This is a genomic window from Desulfatiglans parachlorophenolica (assembly GCF_055394735.1).
Genome location: NZ_AP042460.1, coordinates 4,942,998 through 4,960,185 on the forward strand (window position 1 = coordinate 4,942,998; position 17,188 = coordinate 4,960,185).

General features: G+C 56.7%; 17 protein-coding genes. 6 read left to right on the top strand and 11 right to left on the bottom strand.

Features of this window, described 5'->3' with window-relative positions; all coding sequences use genetic code 11:
* Positions 1-226: 226 nt before the first annotated feature.
* The 10 genes from ACZ500_RS22825 to ACZ500_RS22870 form a co-directional block, all read right to left on the bottom strand.
* Positions 227-1,579, bottom strand: a complete 1,353-nt coding sequence (locus ACZ500_RS22825; protein ID WP_464229722.1) for a sigma-54-dependent transcriptional regulator — start codon at positions 1,577-1,579, stop codon at positions 227-229.
* A gap of 242 nt (positions 1,580-1,821) precedes the next feature.
* A complete protein-coding gene (locus ACZ500_RS22830; protein WP_464229723.1) occupies positions 1,822-2,040 on the bottom strand; it encodes a hypothetical protein in 219 nt (72 codons plus the stop codon).
* Positions 2,041-2,053: 13 nt separating this feature from the next.
* Complete coding sequence (locus tag ACZ500_RS22835; RefSeq protein ID WP_464229724.1) at positions 2,054-3,658, bottom strand: chemotaxis protein CheA; 1,605 nt, start codon at positions 3,656-3,658, stop codon at positions 2,054-2,056.
* Positions 3,639-4,052 (bottom strand): chemotaxis protein CheW, encoded by a 414-nt coding sequence (locus ACZ500_RS22840; protein WP_464229725.1) that lies wholly within the window; start codon positions 4,050-4,052, stop codon positions 3,639-3,641. The genes ACZ500_RS22835 and ACZ500_RS22840 overlap by 20 nt, the downstream gene beginning before the upstream one ends.
* Position 4,053: 1 nt before the next feature.
* A complete protein-coding gene (locus ACZ500_RS22845) occupies positions 4,054-5,307 on the bottom strand; it encodes a methyl-accepting chemotaxis protein (RefSeq protein ID WP_464229726.1) in 1,254 nt (417 codons plus the stop codon).
* Complete coding sequence (locus ACZ500_RS22850) at positions 5,304-6,098, bottom strand: response regulator (protein WP_464229727.1); 795 nt, start codon at positions 6,096-6,098, stop codon at positions 5,304-5,306. Before ACZ500_RS22850 ends, ACZ500_RS22845 begins: the two co-directional genes overlap by 4 nt.
* Positions 6,099-6,108: 10 nt before the next feature.
* On the bottom strand, positions 6,109-8,271 hold the full coding sequence (locus tag ACZ500_RS22855; protein ID WP_464229728.1) for an ATPase, T2SS/T4P/T4SS family: 2,163 nt from the start codon (positions 8,269-8,271) through the stop codon (positions 6,109-6,111).
* 134 nt (positions 8,272-8,405) lie between these two features.
* Positions 8,406-9,650, bottom strand: coding sequence for a DNA recombination protein RmuC (locus ACZ500_RS22860; RefSeq protein ID WP_464229729.1), 1,245 nt, complete (start codon positions 9,648-9,650; stop codon positions 8,406-8,408).
* 137 nt (positions 9,651-9,787) lie between these two features.
* A complete protein-coding gene (locus ACZ500_RS22865) occupies positions 9,788-11,020 on the bottom strand; it encodes a TFIIB-type zinc ribbon-containing protein (protein ID WP_464229730.1) in 1,233 nt (410 codons plus the stop codon).
* A gap of 147 nt (positions 11,021-11,167) precedes the next feature.
* Entirely contained in the window at positions 11,168-12,304 is a 1,137-nt protein-coding gene (locus ACZ500_RS22870; protein WP_464229731.1) for an SPFH domain-containing protein, read from the bottom strand.
* A 622-nt stretch (positions 12,305-12,926) separates the two neighbouring features.
* On the opposite strand from ACZ500_RS22870, the gene dnaJ reads away from it, so the two are divergent.
* Entirely contained in the window at positions 12,927-14,066 is a 1,140-nt protein-coding gene (gene dnaJ / locus ACZ500_RS22875) for a molecular chaperone DnaJ (protein ID WP_464229732.1), read from the top strand.
* 22 nt (positions 14,067-14,088) lie between these two features.
* Here the strand turns inward: dnaJ and ACZ500_RS22880 are convergent, their stop codons facing one another.
* Positions 14,089-14,232, bottom strand: coding sequence for a hypothetical protein (locus ACZ500_RS22880; RefSeq protein WP_464229733.1), 144 nt, complete (start codon positions 14,230-14,232; stop codon positions 14,089-14,091).
* 99 nt (positions 14,233-14,331) lie between these two features.
* Here ACZ500_RS22880 and ACZ500_RS22885 point away from each other — a divergent pair, with 99 nt between their 5' ends.
* The 5 genes from ACZ500_RS22885 (at position 14,332) to rplI (ending at position 17,170) form a co-directional block, all read left to right on the top strand.
* Entirely contained in the window at positions 14,332-14,631 is a 300-nt protein-coding gene (locus ACZ500_RS22885) for a chaperone modulator CbpM (RefSeq protein ID WP_464229734.1), read from the top strand.
* A 380-nt stretch (positions 14,632-15,011) separates the two neighbouring features.
* A complete protein-coding gene (gene rpsF / locus ACZ500_RS22890) occupies positions 15,012-15,410 on the top strand; it encodes a 30S ribosomal protein S6 (protein WP_464229735.1) in 399 nt (132 codons plus the stop codon).
* Between the two features lies 1 nt (position 15,411).
* Positions 15,412-15,669, top strand: a complete 258-nt coding sequence (gene rpsR / locus ACZ500_RS22895) for a 30S ribosomal protein S18 (protein WP_028320406.1) — start codon at positions 15,412-15,414, stop codon at positions 15,667-15,669.
* A gap of 72 nt (positions 15,670-15,741) precedes the next feature.
* Positions 15,742-16,686: a DUF2232 domain-containing protein gene (locus ACZ500_RS22900; RefSeq protein ID WP_464229736.1), complete on the top strand. Its 945-nt coding sequence runs from the start codon at positions 15,742-15,744 to the stop codon at positions 16,684-16,686.
* 22 nt (positions 16,687-16,708) lie between these two features.
* Positions 16,709-17,170: a 50S ribosomal protein L9 gene (gene rplI / locus ACZ500_RS22905; protein WP_464229737.1), complete on the top strand. Its 462-nt coding sequence runs from the start codon at positions 16,709-16,711 to the stop codon at positions 17,168-17,170.
* Positions 17,171-17,188: the final 18 nt, after the last annotated feature.

Consider the following 17,188-nt stretch of genomic DNA (forward strand, 5'->3'; position numbering starts at 1 on the left):
AGGGATGAGATCGTTTCACACCACGGAGGCTGACACAGGTCTTTACAACCCGGCTGCCCTCCGGATATGGGTGCAGAAGACGGCCAATGGGAGGGGGAGCCGCTGGTGCGAAAGAAGAACTGTGCACAAAGAAGTGGGCAGTCGAGGGAACTGAGGTGGTCTGTTCCTGGTGCATCGAGTTCCCGTGCGTGGCGGAACCACATGAAGCGGGGGTCTGCTCCTCCCCTCAACATTCGATGCCGAGGTCATTGATCTTCGAAAGGAGCGTGTTGCGGTGGACCCCAAGGATCTCTGCCGCCTTCTTGCGATTGCCGCGGACGCGGGCCAGTACCTGGCTGAGGAAGTCCTTCTCGAAGGCATTGACGGCTTCCCGGAGCGTCATGTCATGCATCTGCCTGTTTGGAATGCTGAGCCCCGATAAATTTTCGATGCCGATCAGGTCGCTCTTGGTGATGGTGAAAAGCCTCTCGACGAGGTTCTGCAGTTCGCGGACGTTGCCCGGCCACTGATAGGCTGTCAGCTGGGCCAAGGCCTCGTCGGAGAACTGTTTGGCCGGTTTTCCGGTGCGCTGGGCATGGCAGTCGAGGAAGTGCTCGAGAAGGAGAGGAATATCCATGCGCCTCTCGCGCAGCGGCGGCAGTTTGATCGGAAAGACATTCAGACGGTAAAAAAGATCTTCGCGGAAGCGTCCCTCCTGGATCAGGGTCTGCATATCCTTGTTGCAGGCCGCCACAAAGCGGATGTCCGCCTTGATGACCTTGTTGCTGCCAACCCGTTCGAATTCCTTTTCCTGGATGACACGCAGGAGCTTGGCCTGCATGCTGACCTCGAGGCAGTCGATGTCGTCTAAAAAGACCGTACCACCGTCGGCGACCTCGAACTTTCCCATCATGCTCGATACCGCTCCCGTAAACGCCCCTTTCTGGTGGCCAAAGATCTCCGATTCCATCAGGGAAGCCGGAATGGCGGCGCAGTTGATCACTACGAAGGGTTGATCCTTGCGGGAGCTTAGATTGTGGATGGCCCGGGCGACGAGCTCCTTTCCGGTTCCACTCTCGCCCTGAATCAGCACTGCTCCGTCGCTCGAAGCAACTGTCGTGATGAGGTCGAAGACCTCCGTCATCCTCGGGTCTTTCCCAACCATCTTCTCGAAAAGTTGGTAGCGCTGAAGCTCGTGTTTGAGATAGGTGACCTGTTTGAGGAGCCGCTTTTTTTCCTGGGCGCGGTCGAGGACTGCAAGCAGGTCGTCGACGACGAATGGTTTGATGATATACTCATAGGCGCCGGCCTTGATGGCCTTGACGGCAGTCTGTATCTCTTTGACTGCCGTTACCATGACCACCGCCGTGTCCGGGTCCATCTCTTTGAATGTTTTCAGAAGATCGAGGCCGTTTGCGTCCGGCAGGAGGATATCGAGGAGAACCAGGTCGATGGCGTTTCGAGTGAAGGCATCCATAGCCTCTGCGCCGGAGGCGGCCAGGATGACGTCATGATCTTCCTGCAGTACCATCTTGAGGGCCTGCCGGATGCCGTTTTCATCGTCTACAACCAGAACTCTGCCTTTGCGCTTCTCCGCCATTACACCCCCAAATCATACCTGTCAAGTGCTATTCTTTTACAGTATTTGTCGACAGAGTCAAGCAGGAAGCGCTTCTTCACGTAGAGAAAAATCGATTGGGGGCTGTCCTTCTGCAGGGATATTTATGCTGAATAGGTATTTTGCATTCGGAAAGGGTCTTTTTTACCAATTTTGGCGTCAATCCGCACAAACGCTTGGTTTCTTAGACATTGGCTAGAAACGCTCGTTTCCGAATGGACATCTTAGGGAGTTTCCATCCGGAAAAGAACATCCGGCGCGGCAAAGTTTCCAATCCGGAAATGAGGATTTTTCTTCACCGCTTCGCTGCTCAGTCCCACCGCTACGCGGCGGGTCCCTGTTTGGCAAATATCAAGGAAATCGAGCGTTTGTGCGGATGCGACCTGGAGGTCGCCGCACAAGCAAACGTGCAGATTGACGCCGAGATTGGTAAAAAAGACCATTTCCGGATGGAAACTAGGGAGAGATCGAGGGCTGCAAGGCGGTTTTCCGGAGCACCGCTCCCAGGTCGAGCAGGACGGCCAGCCCGCCGCTTTCCATGACGCCGAGTCCGCTGTAAATGCCTGCCCTCGCTACGAGTCCACTGGGAGGCAGAAGAAGGATTTCCCGGTTTCCGAGGACGCGATCCACCGGTATAAGGACGGGTATTGCCGCCAAGTTGTCCTCTGCCTGCTCAAAAGGGACCGTTTTGAGACAGTAGCCGCTTCCAGTTGTGGATTCCGCTCCGGTAAAAAGCGCGCGCAGATCGCATAGAAGGCCGGTCAGTCGTTTGTCTCCCTTCTCGTTCGGGTATATGGCGTCGATCTCGATGGTCGGGAGGCACAGGAGGTAAGGGGTGATCTCGAAGAGAATGCAGGGGATGATGGAGAGGACGAGGGGGAGATCCATCGTGAAGGATGTTCCATTCCCCCCGCTCGAATGGATGCGCATCTCTCCTCCGAGGTGCTTCACCGTTTCTGCGACGACGTCCATGCCGACGCCTCTCCCGGCGACTTGAGAGGTTTTTCGGGCGGAACTGTACCCTGGCTCCAGCGTGATTTTCAGAAAGGTGTCATCGTCCAGCCCTGCGATCTCCTTTGCGGTCAATCCACGCTTTTCCTCGAGGTAACGGGCGATGCCGCCGCGGTCGATTCCTTTCCCGTCGTCGGAAATGGTGAGGAGAAGCCGGTCCCTCCGACGTTCGGCCTTCAGTGAAAGGATTCCGGTTTCCTCTTTGCCGGCTTGTAGACGCTCCAGGGGCATTTCGATCCCATGGGAGACGGCGTTGTTGAGCAGGTGGACGAACGGTTCGCGCAGTCGATCGAACAGGCTCATATCCGCCTGGACTTCGCCTCCAAGGACGCTGATGCGGACGTTTTTCCCCTGTCTCGCTGCGAGGTCGCGGACGGTTCGGCTGAAGAGATCTGTAAAATCCCCGAAGGACATGAGCCGCAGTTGCGCCAGGCGGAAATAGAGCCCCTTCAGCATGGCGCGCATATGCGCGAGCCAGTTCTTGAATCCCGGGAAAAGATATTCCTGCGGCAGCTGTGGCAAGGTCTTCTCGAGGGAAAGGATTTCTTCCGCCAGCCCCAGAAGTTCGTCGACGAGGGAATAGCGGATCCGGATCGCATCGATCGCAGGAGGTGATGCTGTTGGATACCTTCCACCTTCGGCAGGAGACGAACCGGAGTCTTCTTCGAGAAAAGAGGGATTTTCGATGGTGCTCAGGATCGAATCGTATTCCGCGCGGGCTTCCGGTGAAGGCGATGTGCCTTTTCCCTTGACCAGTATGCGAAGCAGGTCCAGGGATTTGAAAAGCGCCCGAAAGGTGGATTCCGAGGCGCCTGCCTGCCCGTTCTGAAATGCCTGGCAGCTGTTTTCCATGCCGTGCGCGAGCGTTGAGATCTTTTCGAAACCCATCGCAAGGGCCATTCCTTTGATGGAATGGATCTTTCCATGGATCTCCCGCCAGAGGCCGCGGTTCGCGGGATCCTTCTCGGCGGCGAGAAGATGACGTTCGGCTTCATCCAGGTATCGTCCGGACTCCCGGACAAAAAGGGCTTCATATTTGGCCAGGTCCATCGGGCTCCACGGTCAGAAGCGACCAGATGCGGTCGGGGGTTAGAACTCGAAAGGCTTCGTCTGCGAAGGAGACGGATAAAGGGTCAACCTTTTGTGGATCGTATTCCATGGGGCCGACAATCATGTCGGTCAGCAGCGCCAATCGGATGCAGGGATCCCAGAGCAGAATGATCCGGCTGTTTGGACCCGATTCGACGGCGGTTTCGCCGTCCAGGAGCACCCCCGGGTCGATCACGTCGTAGACATTGCCGCGATCGTAAAGAAGGCCTTTATGGTAAGGCGGCATCAGCGGGACCGGTGTGAGGACAAACTGATCCAGAACACGCTGAATCTGCTCGGCTCGGAGGGCCAAAGCCTCCTGACCTGTTTTGAAGGCGAACCATTGCATCGTCATTTCAGGGAACCCGGAACCGTCTCTGGGTGTCCATCATCTCCTGTGACAGATTTTGAAGAAAATTCATGGATTCCACGAGCTTTTCCGTGTCGGTTTTTTGCCTTGCGGTGGCGAGGGTTGTCTTCTGGGTGGCGAGATAATTCTGTTTGGCCAATTGGAGGAGATCTTGGAAAGGGTTGAGGATGCCCTTGATCTGGTTCAGCTGAATCTGGATCACCGCTTCCATCCCCTTGGCCTCCGAGAAGATGGCTTCGACCACCGATGAAGTGTCCTTGAAGATCTCGACAATGCCTCGCGTAACTTCGCGTCCCTGTTGAATTTTTTCCTGAGTCGCCTTCAGCGCCGAAACCACGGCCTGGTTGTCCTCCAGTAGTTCCTGGACAATATGCCCGATCTCCTGTGAAGACTGTTTGCTGTTCTCAGCCATGCTCCTGATCTCGTTCGCCACCAGGGCAAAGCCTCTGCCGGCTTCCCCCGCCCTTGTCGCTTCAATGGAAGCGTTCAGGGAGAGCAGGTCCGTTTTTTGGGCGATATCATCGATGATCCGGATGACGACTCTGATCTTCTCGATCTTTTGGGAGAGTTGAAGGATGGGAACAGCGTATTCGGCCATTTGACGCAGGACCTGTTCGAGATTCCCGGCGGTATCCCGGGCATTGCTTTCTCCCATTCGTGTCCGCAGACGGGCCTCGTGCAGCTTGGCTACGGTATCGGCGGATTGCCTTGCCATGTGGTCCAGGCCGTTCAGGGCCTCATTGATCCGGACGGATGTTTCCTGCACGATGACAGTCTGTTTTTCGGATCCGTCCGCGATGGCGGTGGTTGCTTCGCTGATTTCACGACTGTTTTCGAGGGATTTTTCGACCAGCTTGTCGAGGCTGGCGTGGGTTGCCAGCACTTCCCCCGCAACGCGCTGGATGTCGGCGATCATCCTGCGCAGCTCCCCGAGCATGAGCGCGAACCCCTCCTCGAGGTCCCGGACCTCGTCGCATGAGATGATGCCGACCTGGCTCGTAAGGTCTCCCTGGGCGATCCTGCGGGCGGCATCCCGAAGATCGTTCAGACGGCTCAGGAAGGAATGGGAAAAGAGACTCCCGAAAAGAACTCCTGCAATCATCGCCAGCACCGCCGAGATCGACTGGGCGAGAATGAAATCGTCGGTCAGACGGTTTATGGATTCGACCGCAACGAGCATCATCAGGAGCAACAGGAGAAAACCCAAAATCAGTTTGTTCTTGATGCTGGTGCGTCTCATGCCGGCTGATCCTCCAAGGCCAGGGTCCATCCGCTGATCACTCCCTCGACGCGGAAAAGAGAGGCGTAAGCGCGGATTGTTTTGTCTCGAAGTGTTATATAAAAGCGGATGCAGGTTCGATCCTGATCGATCAGGATGCTTTTCAGGATTTCGATGATCCTTCGTCCCGCCCCGCCGCTGAACAGGACACCGATATGGGTACCCAGGGTATCGGTGACGCTTGTACCGAGAATCTTCAGGGCGCGGGCACTAGCCCGCATAACCTTGGCATCCTTGTCGATGACGATAATGCCCAGCCCAATGCTCTCCGTGATGCCGCGCTCGAAATTGAGCCGGTCGATCAGTTCGCTGGTGGTCTGGCGGGGATAAATGTTTGAAGGTTCGATGACAGAATCCCGGCTGTCGAATGGAAGGCCCCCCTCCTGTTCGAAACGGTCTAGAAAATAATGGATTTTTTCCTCCATTTTATCAATCGGGCCTTTCGCGATATAGAAATCGGCTCCGAACGTGTTGATGGTGTCCCACTGTTCAACAACGGTCGAAGAAACGAGTACAAGCGGAAAATGTTTCCCGGGATCTGCGGTCCGTATGAACTCGATCAGCTGACGACCGTCTATTTTCGGCATGACATTGTCGATGAAAACGAGGTCCACGGGGTGATCTTTCAGACCGAGGATGGCTTCTTTCCCATCATAGGCCTTTTGGACCTCGTATCCCCGGCCTTCGAGGAGTTCCGTCAAAAATTCCACGAAGAAGAAATCGTTGTCGACTACCAGGGCTGTTTTCTTCATACATTTCACCTCAATGGATGCATACGCGGCGGACCTCGCTGAAGTCCGTCAGGCCTTCGAATACCTTGAGAATGGCATCTTGTTTCAGAGTCGTCATTCCTTCCTGAACCGCTTGCTCGAAGATCTCTTCCGTATTGGCCTGCTTCTTGATCAACCGCTTGATCCGAGTGGTTCCTTCCATCAGCTCATGGATGCCCAGGCGTCCTCGGTATCCCGTACCCGAGCATTCCTCGCAACCGCCCGGGCGGTAAAACGTCATTTCGGGATCGTACCGGATCCCCGCGGCTTCAAGGGCTTGCTCTCCATACTCGGCGGCCATTTCCTGAAATTCTTCCCGCGTGGGATGGTAGGCCTGGCGGCAGTCTTTGCAGAGCTTTCGCACGAGCCTCTGAGCGATGACGCCCAAAAAGGCATCGGAAAAATTGAGGGCGTTCAGCCCCATGTCCAGGAGCCGGGTGACCGTTTCGGGGGCGCTGTTCGTATGGAGCGTGGAAAAAACCAGGTGACCTGTGAGCGATGCCTCGATGCCGATGGCTGCGGTTTCGGTGTCTCGCATTTCACCGATCATGATTACGTCGGGATCGGCTCTCAGAAAGGAGCGCATCACCCGGGCGAAGTTCAGACCGATCTTGGGTTTCACTTCGACTTGGCGGAGGCCTTTCTGGGTGATCTCTATCGGGTCTTCCGCTGTCCAAATCTTGATGCCCGGCTGATTGATGTGCCCGAGGGCCGCATGAAGGGTGGTGGTTTTTCCTGATCCCGTCGGACCTACACAGAGCACCAGACCATAGGGCTGGCTGATGACGCGTTTGAGGACGCGCAGATTCCGCTCGGTCAGGCCCATCTCGGAGATCTTCATGGCGCCTGCCATGGCGAGGATCCTCAGGACCGCGTCCTCAAAGCCTTCAGCCGTGGGCATGGTCGCAATACGCAGCTCGAAGGAAGGCACCCCCTTGCGCCGGAATTTGATTTTTCCGTCCTGCGGCAGGCGGCGTTCGGCGATATCCAGACCCGCCATGATCTTGAGTCGCGAAAGAATCCCGCGTGCCATGGAATTGGGCACCTGCAGATACTCCTGGCACACGCCGTCCATCCGGAAGCGGATGTGGGTCTTCTTGGAAATGGCGGAGGGTTCGACGTGGATGTCGCTCGCGCTTCGCCGGTATGCGGTGACGAGCACCTGATCCACGAGCCTTACGACCTGGCTCGAGGATTCGTCGAGGAGGTCCTGCTCCTCTTCGAGATCCGCCTCCTCCTCAAAAGAGACATCGGGGATGAGTTCGAGGTCTTCGATCATCTGATCGAGAAACTCTTCCTTTTTTCTGTCGAAAAAAAGGTGAATGAACTCCTCGATATCTTCCTTGATCCCGACACAGAACGAGACGTTTCGGGTCTTGATAAGCGCACGCAGCTGGTCCGTTTTGCGCAGATCACGCGGATCGTCGATCAGGATCTCGACCCCTTTCTTGTCCCAGGACAGAGGAACCCACAGGTCATGGAGGAGAAAAGGCTTCTTGAGGTTGCTGATCAGTTCCACGGGTACCGGTGCCTGGGGGTCGAAGGCCTTGAACGGGCAGCGGTAAAAGAGGGAAAGCGATTTTCCGATCTCCGATTTTTTGATTTTGAACTGGTGAATCAGGACAAATTCGACGCTCCGGCGCATCTTCTTAGAGATGGACAGCGCACGCTGCAGTTGATCGGCGGTCAGGATCTCGGTGTTGAGCAGATATCCATACCGTGAACCGGAAGATAGACAGGACGACAGCCAGCGGAATTTGTCCTGTGCGTCCTGATTGGATGCGTCCAGAGCCAGTGCCTGCTTGTAAAGCTCGAGTGCACTCTCCCTCTGAGAGCGTTTTTCCATTTCGAGGCCAAGCATATATTTGATCTGGGCCTTTCTGAAGGTGTCACAGCCCGATTGTCCCAGGATTTCCTCGATTCGCCCGACTGCTCGATCCCATGAGAGGCCCTGGAGCAGACAGTCCAGGAACGGCGGCAGGATGACCGAGGGCGGGAGATTGTCTCTGAGCGCTTGTTCATAGCGCTGCATCGCCTCTTTGACGAGGCCGAGTTCTTTGAGGTCATTGGCTTGCTCGATCAGGGTCAAGGAGTTCTGTGTATTCGTGATCTTCTGGGGTTCCCCGGTCTCGGTGAAATTTTGAGAAGAGTTCATAGGAGTCCTTCGCTGCTGAGAAGCGTTCCAAGAAAAGGGTTCGGTCAGCTCCGCATTCGATCGCCTCTCCAGGTTCATCGTTTCGGGACTGGGACGGATGAAATGGATGCCGATATCCGCCTCGTCACGAAGTTTCAGGCGCTTTCCTCCGGATCCGATGAATGTTCCGCTTCCGGGCTTGCCGCGCTCTTTTCGAGATGTCCAGCGCGCAGGGTGTCGATGCGGTCGAGGGCCCGATCGAGGCATCGGCGTCTGGTTGTCATCAATGACTCGAATTCTTTTTGGCTTTCGGTGATACGCCGACCCAAAAGATTCATCCTTTCACAGAATTGCCCCCACTGCTGTCTGAAAGTGCTCATCAACATCAGAATTTCAGCGGTGGTCTTCTCCAGGGTGAACTGATCGACGGCTTGCCGGATGACCGCCAATACCGCGAAAAGCGTCAGTGGCGAACAGAGGATGACACTGTTTTTCATGGCATCTTCAATCAGGCCAGGGTCTTGTTCATGGATGAGCGCATACATATGTTCGTTCGGAATGAACAGGAGCACGTAGCCGAGCGTATGCTGCTCCGGGTCGATATAATCCCGTGTCGTGACCTCCTTGATTCGAGCGCGGACATCTTTCAGAAAATCCCTTTGACGCAGATTTTTTTCCACGTCGGAAGAGGTTTCGAGTGACTTGAGATAATTGCTCAGTGGAAATTTGACATCCATGTTCAGCCGGCGGCCTTGAGGAAGAAGGAAGGTGAAATCGGGGCGCGATCCGCCACCTGCTTTCTGTTTCTGCTTATAGTAGTTGATGTTTTCCCGTAGACCGCAAAGCTGCAGAACGTCTTCGGCCATTCTTTCCCCCCACTGCCCCCTGGTCTTGTTGTTCGCCAAGGCCTCGCGCAGGGCCTGGGTCGTTTCGAGAAGGGCCTTCGTTTGCTCCTGGGAGGATATCAGACGGCTGTCGAGTGCTCCGTAAGCCTGATGGCGCTCGCGCTCCAATGCCCGAATCAGCTCCGTAACCTTGTCGAGTTCGCCGCACATCCGGTTGAGTTGGGAATCGATGAGGGCCTTTTTGGCTCCCAGTTCGCTGCCGCTGAGTGTCCTTTCTTCCTTGAAACGGGCATCGGCGAGCTTGAGAAAAGCATCGGTCGAGTGCTCGAGGGCATCCAGGGAGAGCCGGGCGAAAGCGTTTTCGAGCTGCGAAAGCAGGGTCTCGTGCCCCTCGCGCCGGAGCGCTTCGTTCTTCCGGTAAATCTCTTCCGCGATGGCCCGGGCGGATTGAACTCGGGAATGTCTAAATGCAACAGCTGTGCCGAAGCCGAGAAGAAAACCAGCCAGCAAGGTGATGAACAGAAAGGTCCAGTCAATGGAGGTCAAATCGAGCATGCGATTGTCGAATCCCCCTCTTCTAAATGCGATGCCCCGCCGAAGACCGAATCATATACGGAAATGATCTGAGATCAAGTTCTTTCCAGCTCCTCGAAGGTGGCTGGGAAAGGCGAGCGGATGGCCTCAGCCCGGGTTCAGAGGCTGCGGCCGAAGGCAAGCGCCCGTCGATTGATGGCGAACCCAAGCCCTTGGTGGATCAGGTCATGGGGATCTTCTTCGAACGGGAGATAAACGAGTTCAGGGCCCCCTTTGTCGAAGTGCGTCTGCGGCAATCCGCGCAGCACCTCGCACCTCGAAAGGGCGCTTTCTGCGAGGGTCAGCTTGAAGGACTGGGCAGCTTCGCTGCTCGGGAGGGTGACCGGGTGGATGGCCCCATCCGGGAAATGGGGCACAGGTTCGAACTGCTGCTGTGAAAGGGTTATACGGCGCGCCAGTGCCAGGAAAATCTTCGGCTGCACCTTGAAAGCAGGGGCCCAGAACGCCAATGGTGCACGCTCCCAAGCATCGGCGATGATCATGGGTTGGCGGGTGACCCGGATAAGATCGGCAAAGCTGCGCATGTCGATTCCCCGGCTCTCGATGGTGCTGCGCCAAAAGGGCAGGTAGAGCACCCGGGTCCCGGAGGCGGGGATGGTCAAAACCGGCAACCGCACCAGGGTTTCGCCCTGGATCTCCCAGGCGGAGCGGCAATTTTCGCAGGTCAGGACGACGCTGTCCCTTTCGCCGGAAAGATTCCACCCGCAATCTGGACAGAGGGCGGCCAGAAGCGTCACTTTCCAGTCCGGTTTCGGGCGTGTGTCTTGAAAAAGATCCTGCTCGTACGCGGGCAGGTCGGCGAGATGTCTGCAGGTGAGCCCGTCATGGAGACGGCCGTTCCGTGCGAATACCGGTAGATAGATGATACTGACGGCTTCTCCGATGTAAACTCTGTGAAACAAGGGCGATCCTGGCCCGACGACATCGGAGAGCTGGCCGGCCTTTTCGAGGATCCGGGTCGGCCGCTCGGTGATATTGAGAAATTGGCCTGCATTTTCACGGTCAGTCAGAAAATGCATCTTCAGGGCCTGAGGTCTGAGACCGAGGGAAGGCGGCAGACCGTTCAGGGGGTGTCCGGCATGGGTGATGTCCAGTACGCGATGCTCCGTGCCTTGCAGACGGCAGACAAAAACGGTGCCTTTGAAGCGCAGGTAGGGGAGGTAAAGGTAGGGTCTATCCTGGGCTTTAGCGGAGAAGACGTAGCGGAACCGGTCGGCCGTCATGATGACGTGTTGGACGCCGCAAGATGGACAGCGCAGCAGCCGGTCAGTCTCTTCCAAATGTATGGGGCCGCCGCATTGCGGGCATTCCAGTTCAATGGCAGGGTTCATGGCACCCGGTGCGACGGAATGAACCTACCGGAGAACGCGGCTTACAGCGCGGACCGGCGGATCCGTCCGCAAGTGTCCCGGGTCGGTGTGGACGATACTTCCCGCACCCGCCGGGCGGCGCGGGAGACCGATGCCGCTCTTCCGCCCTCACGCCAGCTTCTCCCCGCATTGGTTGCAGAAAAGCGAGTCGGGAAGGTTTTCCGCCGCGCAATGGGGGCAGACCTCGGGGGCGGGCTTCTCATCGGCGGGATGCCCGCATTGAGGGCAAAATCGTGCATGGGGGGGGAGGTTCTTGCTGCAGTTTGCGCAGCGGCCGAAAACGACCTGCTGATGCCCGCAGTAAGGGCAAAAAGCGGCATCGACCGGTACAGGCTGACCGCAATCGGGGCATGTGGAGGCGGGTGGAGGTGATTTTGCGGTGGACGTCCCATTTCCTCCCTGGCGGAACATTTCTGCAAACATGGCCGGCATCATGAATCCCATCCCCATCCCCATGCCGGCGGCAGCCTCTCCGGTCGACCCGGCTGCCCGTTCCATGGCCATGGCCGCTTTCATCTTGACGAACCGATCGAGATCCTGAATAGCGTTGAGCCGGCTTTGATCGTCGATAGCCTGCTGCACCTCGGGCGGAGGGGTGATGGATGTGATATAAAGTTGACGCAGACCCAGACCGAGGTGAGTGAAGTCATTCGTAAGCCTTTCCTTGAGGGTTTCCGAAAAGGCGTCATAGCGGCCGGGAAGGTTGAATACGGTATCGAGCTGTTCACCCAGGTAGTCGTTGAGCCGTGAAACGATGACCCGCCGGAGGTAGCTCTCGATTTCCTCAGTGGAAAAACGGCCCATGGTGCCGACGAGGGTGTTGATGAATAGCGCGGGCTGCACGATCTGGATATTGAAGATCCCGTGGGCGCGCAACCGGATGAGGCCGAGTTCGGAATCCTTGAAGGCCACCGGGTCCCGGGTTCCCCATCTGAGGTTCGGGAAGACCTTCATGTTGACGATGTAGACCTCCGCGCGCAAGGGGCTCGTCATTGCCCACGGAATGGAGAGGATTTTGGTAAGGATCGGGATATTTCCGGTTTGGAGAGTGTGGCGGCCGGGGGCGAAGATATCGCAGGCCTTACCTTTATAGAAGAGGATCCCCGCCTGGCTCTCGCGGAGGATCAGTTGGGCTCCCAACTTGATTTCCCCGGAGCCCTGCTCGGGAATGCGATGAACCAACTCCCGTCCGGTTTCATCGAACCACTCGATGACCTCGAGAAAGACGCGGTTGTTTGAACCCATGGATGTTTGCTTCCTCCGTGTTGCTGGACTGCTACCGGGAAATCATTTCCGGATGAAAACTGCCTGAACGAGGAGCGGTTCTCCCGGGCTCGAGGGCGGCATCTAAAATCAGACGTGTCGTTTAGGCGCATGGTCCGGGAGATGCGTGTTCTGGGGCCGCCAGAGGCGCCCTCCAGGAAGAGGGCTGAGAAGCGGCCCCCGACGCGGATCGAAGGACGGTGCAAAACCTGAACCGCGTCCCCGGGGACGGGTTGTCATTCCCCCGCAGCAGGCGTAAGATACTCCTTTACGAGATGTCTACCAGGGAATCTTTGCAATAAGTGAACCATCGCAAATGCCCGGAACCTGCGCCCGCGGGAAGGTACCCCGGGTATAAGGTCGTCGTGTGGGCGGCGATCGGTTGAGATCACACATCCAGGGAATAAACGGACAGTCGACTTTCTGGATTGGAGGGTCGAAGGTTGTCTGCATGGTTGCCGTGATGGCCCGGCCGGCCAGTCGAGTGATGCGGAAGAACGTTTGGGGAGCGGGGCGGCGGTCCTCAACCATTTGACAATGCTCTGGAGGTTTCTTAAGATTTTCAGAAATCATGGATGCGAGGATAGACACGAGGTAAAACTGCATGGCTAGAGATTTCTATGAGATCCTTGGTGTTCCGCGTACAGCGACCCAGGTGGAGATCAAAAAGGCCTACCGGAAGCTTGCCAGGAAATGGCACCCGGATATCAATCCCGGCAATGTGGACGCGGAGCGGACCTTCAAGGAAATATCGCAGGCGTATGACTGCCTCGGGAACCCCGAAAAACGGAAGATATATGACGAGTTTGGGGAGGAGGGGCTCCAGTCGGGTTTCGATGCCGGAAAAGCCAGGGAATACAGGGACTGGCAGCAGGCCTACAAACAGCAGGCGGGCGCGGGCCGTGCAGAACCCGAATTTGGCCGGTATCAGGGCTACGAGGACCTTTTCGGCGATATTTTCGATTTCGGGGGCGGCCAAAGGACGGTTCGGGGCCGCGGTCCGCGGAAGGGCAGGGACATCGAACATCCTATGGAAGTGGATTTGATCTCGGCTTTGAAAGGCTTCGAGACCGAACTCTCCATGCAGAAAATGACGACCTGCGCTCTCTGCAAGGGTTCGGGGATGGATCCAGGCTCCAGGATGACCCCCTGCCCTGCCTGCGGAGGATCTGGGCGGATCAATGTCGCTGAGGGGCCCATGCGTTTCACCAAGCCCTGCCCGCAGTGCGGAGGGCATGGACAGATCGGGAAGCCTTGCCCGGCGTGCGGCGGAACCGGGCAGACCATGGGAGTGGAGCGGATTCGTGTGGTGATACCCGAAGGGGTGAGAGAAGGGTCGCGGGTGCGTGTTGCCGGCAAGGGGGAGCCGGGGACGGACGGTGGGCCTGCGGGGGATGTTTTTCTGGTCATCCATCTCAAGCCGCATCCTTTCCTCAGGCGCGAGGAAGACAACCTTTATATGGAGCTGCCGATTACCGTGACAGAGGCTGTCAAGGGCGGCACCGTGACGGTTCCCACTCCAAGGGGGACGGTGAAAGTCAAGGTGCCGCCGCGCAGTCAGAGCGGACAGACGCTCAAACTGCGCGGGAAGGGTGCGAAAAACCCCAAAACCAAGGCCTATGGGGATCTGATGCTGAAGCTGGTGGTGAAAGTGCCGAAGACTGACGACGAGGAGGCATTGAAGGCGGCGGAGGCTCTCTCGTCCTTTTACGGTGAAGACATTCGGGAAGGAATCCGCTTTTAGGGAGAATCCATTCGGAAATGCTTTATCCGGCACAACCCAGTTTCCAATCCGGAAATGAGGATTTTTTGCCAATATCAAGGAAATCAAACGTTTGCGCGGAGGCGACCTGGTGGTCGCCGCACAAGCAAACGTGCAGATTGACGCCGAGATTGGCAAAAAAGACCATTTCCGGATTGGAAACTAGGGAGATATCGGGGAAGGCCGCAATATAAGCCCAGACCAACATCCGTGCCCTGACCCTGGGATTGTATGGAGAGGTCCGACAATGACCAAAGATTACTGGACGATTACGGAAGTGATCGAGACCTTCGAACTGGATGAGAACATACTGTCCGAACTCGAATCCGAAGAGATCGTCTGCCCGGTATGCGAAGAGGGGAGTTCGGCCAAGCTTTTCAGCGCTGGAGATCTGGAGACTCTCAGACTGACGAAAATCTTCATAGAGGACATGGGGGTCAACCTTCCAGGAGTGGAGGTGATCCTGCGGATGCGCCGGAACATGATCGATATGCGCCGGCAGTTCGATGCGATCATGGAGGAATTGGCCGCGCAACTCAAGAAATGATTTGCGCCGCTTCGACGGCTTTCTACTGAAGGACCATACGGTTCATCCTTGTCTGAATTACCTTTTCGTTCAATGAATTACCGGTGCATCCATTCTTTTTGTAATCGGGTTCCACCCGGCAACGGTCTAGGGGTATAGGTTCGTTTCCTTCGGGTTTGGCGTCCAGGCTGGAAAGCCGCCGTTTGATGGCTTCGTGGCTGAAGTCTCCAACAAAAGACGGGTCTTTCTGAAATCGGTTGACATTTACATCCATTCCCTATACAAATATCTATTTTTGGGTTGCTCCTTGTCCCTGTAAAGTCGACCCGACGGAGGCTCGGCCTGATGCGGGGACCAAAATGCCCCCTTTTTGGGGAAAGTCCGAAAGGAGAAGGTTTGGGATGCGGTATTACGAAACTCTCTACCTGATTAATCCGGATCTGGCGGAGGAAGACTACCAGAGTGTTTCCAGGAAGTTTACCGACCTCCTCGGCAAGCAGAAGGGTGAACTGATCGAGGTGCAGGACTGGGGCAGAAGACCTTTGGCCTATGACGTCAGGAAATTTGACAAGGCCTATTTTGTGCTGATCAGGTTCTGCGGCGAGAACCAGGTGCCGGAGGAACTGCAGCGCGAGATGAGGCTGGATGACCGGGTCCTCAAGTATCAGACTGTCAAGCTGAGCGAAGATGCCGATCCCGAGGCATTGAAGCGGCAGGTGGAGGAGGCCCGGACGAAATCGCAGGAAGGGCCAAAATCGGAAACCGAAGAGGAACCGGAATCAGGGGAAGGAGAGGAATAAGATGGCATTCAATCGTGAGAGAGGAAGGTTCAAAAGGACCTTTCATAGAAGGAAGGTCTGCCGGTTTTGCGCCGACAGCAGCCTTGTCATCGATTATAAGGACGTCAAGACCCTGAGACATTTCACCACCGAGCGGGGCAAGATCACACCGCGCCGGATCTCGGGCAATTGTGCCAAACACCAGCGGATGCTGACGGTTGCGATCAAGCAGGCTCGAAACATCGCGCTGTTGCCGTATACGACGTCAACCCTGCGCTGACGGAAGGGCCTGAAGCCGAGGCTGTGGCCTGACCAAATCGACGCGTTCCTGGAACCACGCGCCAGAGATCCCATGAAGCCGATCGATGTACTGGGGTGCGCAGGGTGGGCCGGTCTGTTGCTGTCCATGCCGGTATGGCTTCCTCTGTTCGGTCCTTTGTTCAGCCTCCTGGCCCCCTTGCCCTTCTTCTACTATTCCATCAAACTTGGATCGCGCCAGGGCCTCAAACTGACGGTTCTGGTGCTTGCCGTGATCGGTCTGGCTGCGCAGTTGGGCGGTGGAGTGCATATCGCGGTCTTGGGAGTGGAATTCGGGGCGCTTGGGTTCATGCTGGCCTTTTTCACGGAAAGGGGCCATGCCCCGGGGCGCGTCATTTTTCTGACGACGGCCGTCATGGGCATTCTGGGGATGGGGCTGCTGACGGTTCTGGCTGCCCGCCGCGACATGGGCCCCGGAGAGATGATCCTTGTTTATCTCGAGGCACAGATGCAGGCGAGCTTCGAGGCCTATCAGGCGATGGGGCTTGTCCCTCCGGAAAACGTCGAAGTGGAGGCCTTTTCACAGAGCCTGTTCGATCTGCTTTCCCGGATCTACTTTTCCCTGATGGTGATCGGCATGGGGGTTGTGGTGTGGCTCAACATGATTGCCGGCCGGGTGCTGCTCAGGGCCCGCCGGATCGATCTGCCGGGAGCGGCGTCCCTTGACCGCTGGCATGCGCCCGAGCAGCTCGTCTGGGTCCTCATTGCATCGGGATTCCTTGTCTTTCTCGGTTCCGGGCTGACGGCTACGCTGGCTGTGAACGTTTTGATCGTCACGATGGCGGTTTACCTTTTTCATGGGTTGTCCATCATTCTTTTCTTCCTGAATCGCTATCGGGTCCCCGGATGGGCCAGGTTCGGTGTCTATTTCCTGATTTTCATGCAGCAGATCCTTCTGGTGGTGCTGGCGCTCCTGGGCCTTTTCGATCAGTGGGTGGATTTCAGGAAGATGCGGAAAAAAGAGCTCGAAAATTCATGAGGCACGCTATGGAGGTCTGTTCATGAAGGTGATATTGAAGCAGGATTTGGATGAATTGGGTTTCGAAGGGGATGTAGTGGATGTGGCCAGGGGCTATGTCCGCAACTATCTCGTGCCAAGAGGGATAGCGGTGCTCGCGACGCCCCAGAACATCAAGGTCTTCGAACTGCAGAAGAAAAAGATCGAGGTCCGGCGGCTGAGGGCCAAGGAGGAGGCCGTCCAATTGAAGGACAGGCTTGAAGGTACGGGTCTTTCTTTCGCCCAGAAGGCGGGTGAGGAAGGAAAACTGTACGGTTCGGTCACCGCCATGGATATCGCCGAGGGGCTGGAGAAGAAAGGGGTTGTGGTCGATCGGCGCAAGATCCTCCTCGACAAGCCTATCAAGACGGTCGGTGATTATAAGGTCCCGGTTCGTATCTACCCCGGGGTGACTGCCATGCTGCAGCTCTCGGTGGCCCCTGAGGAAAAGGCGGCGGCCGAGTAACTGTGCCCTGAACCCGAG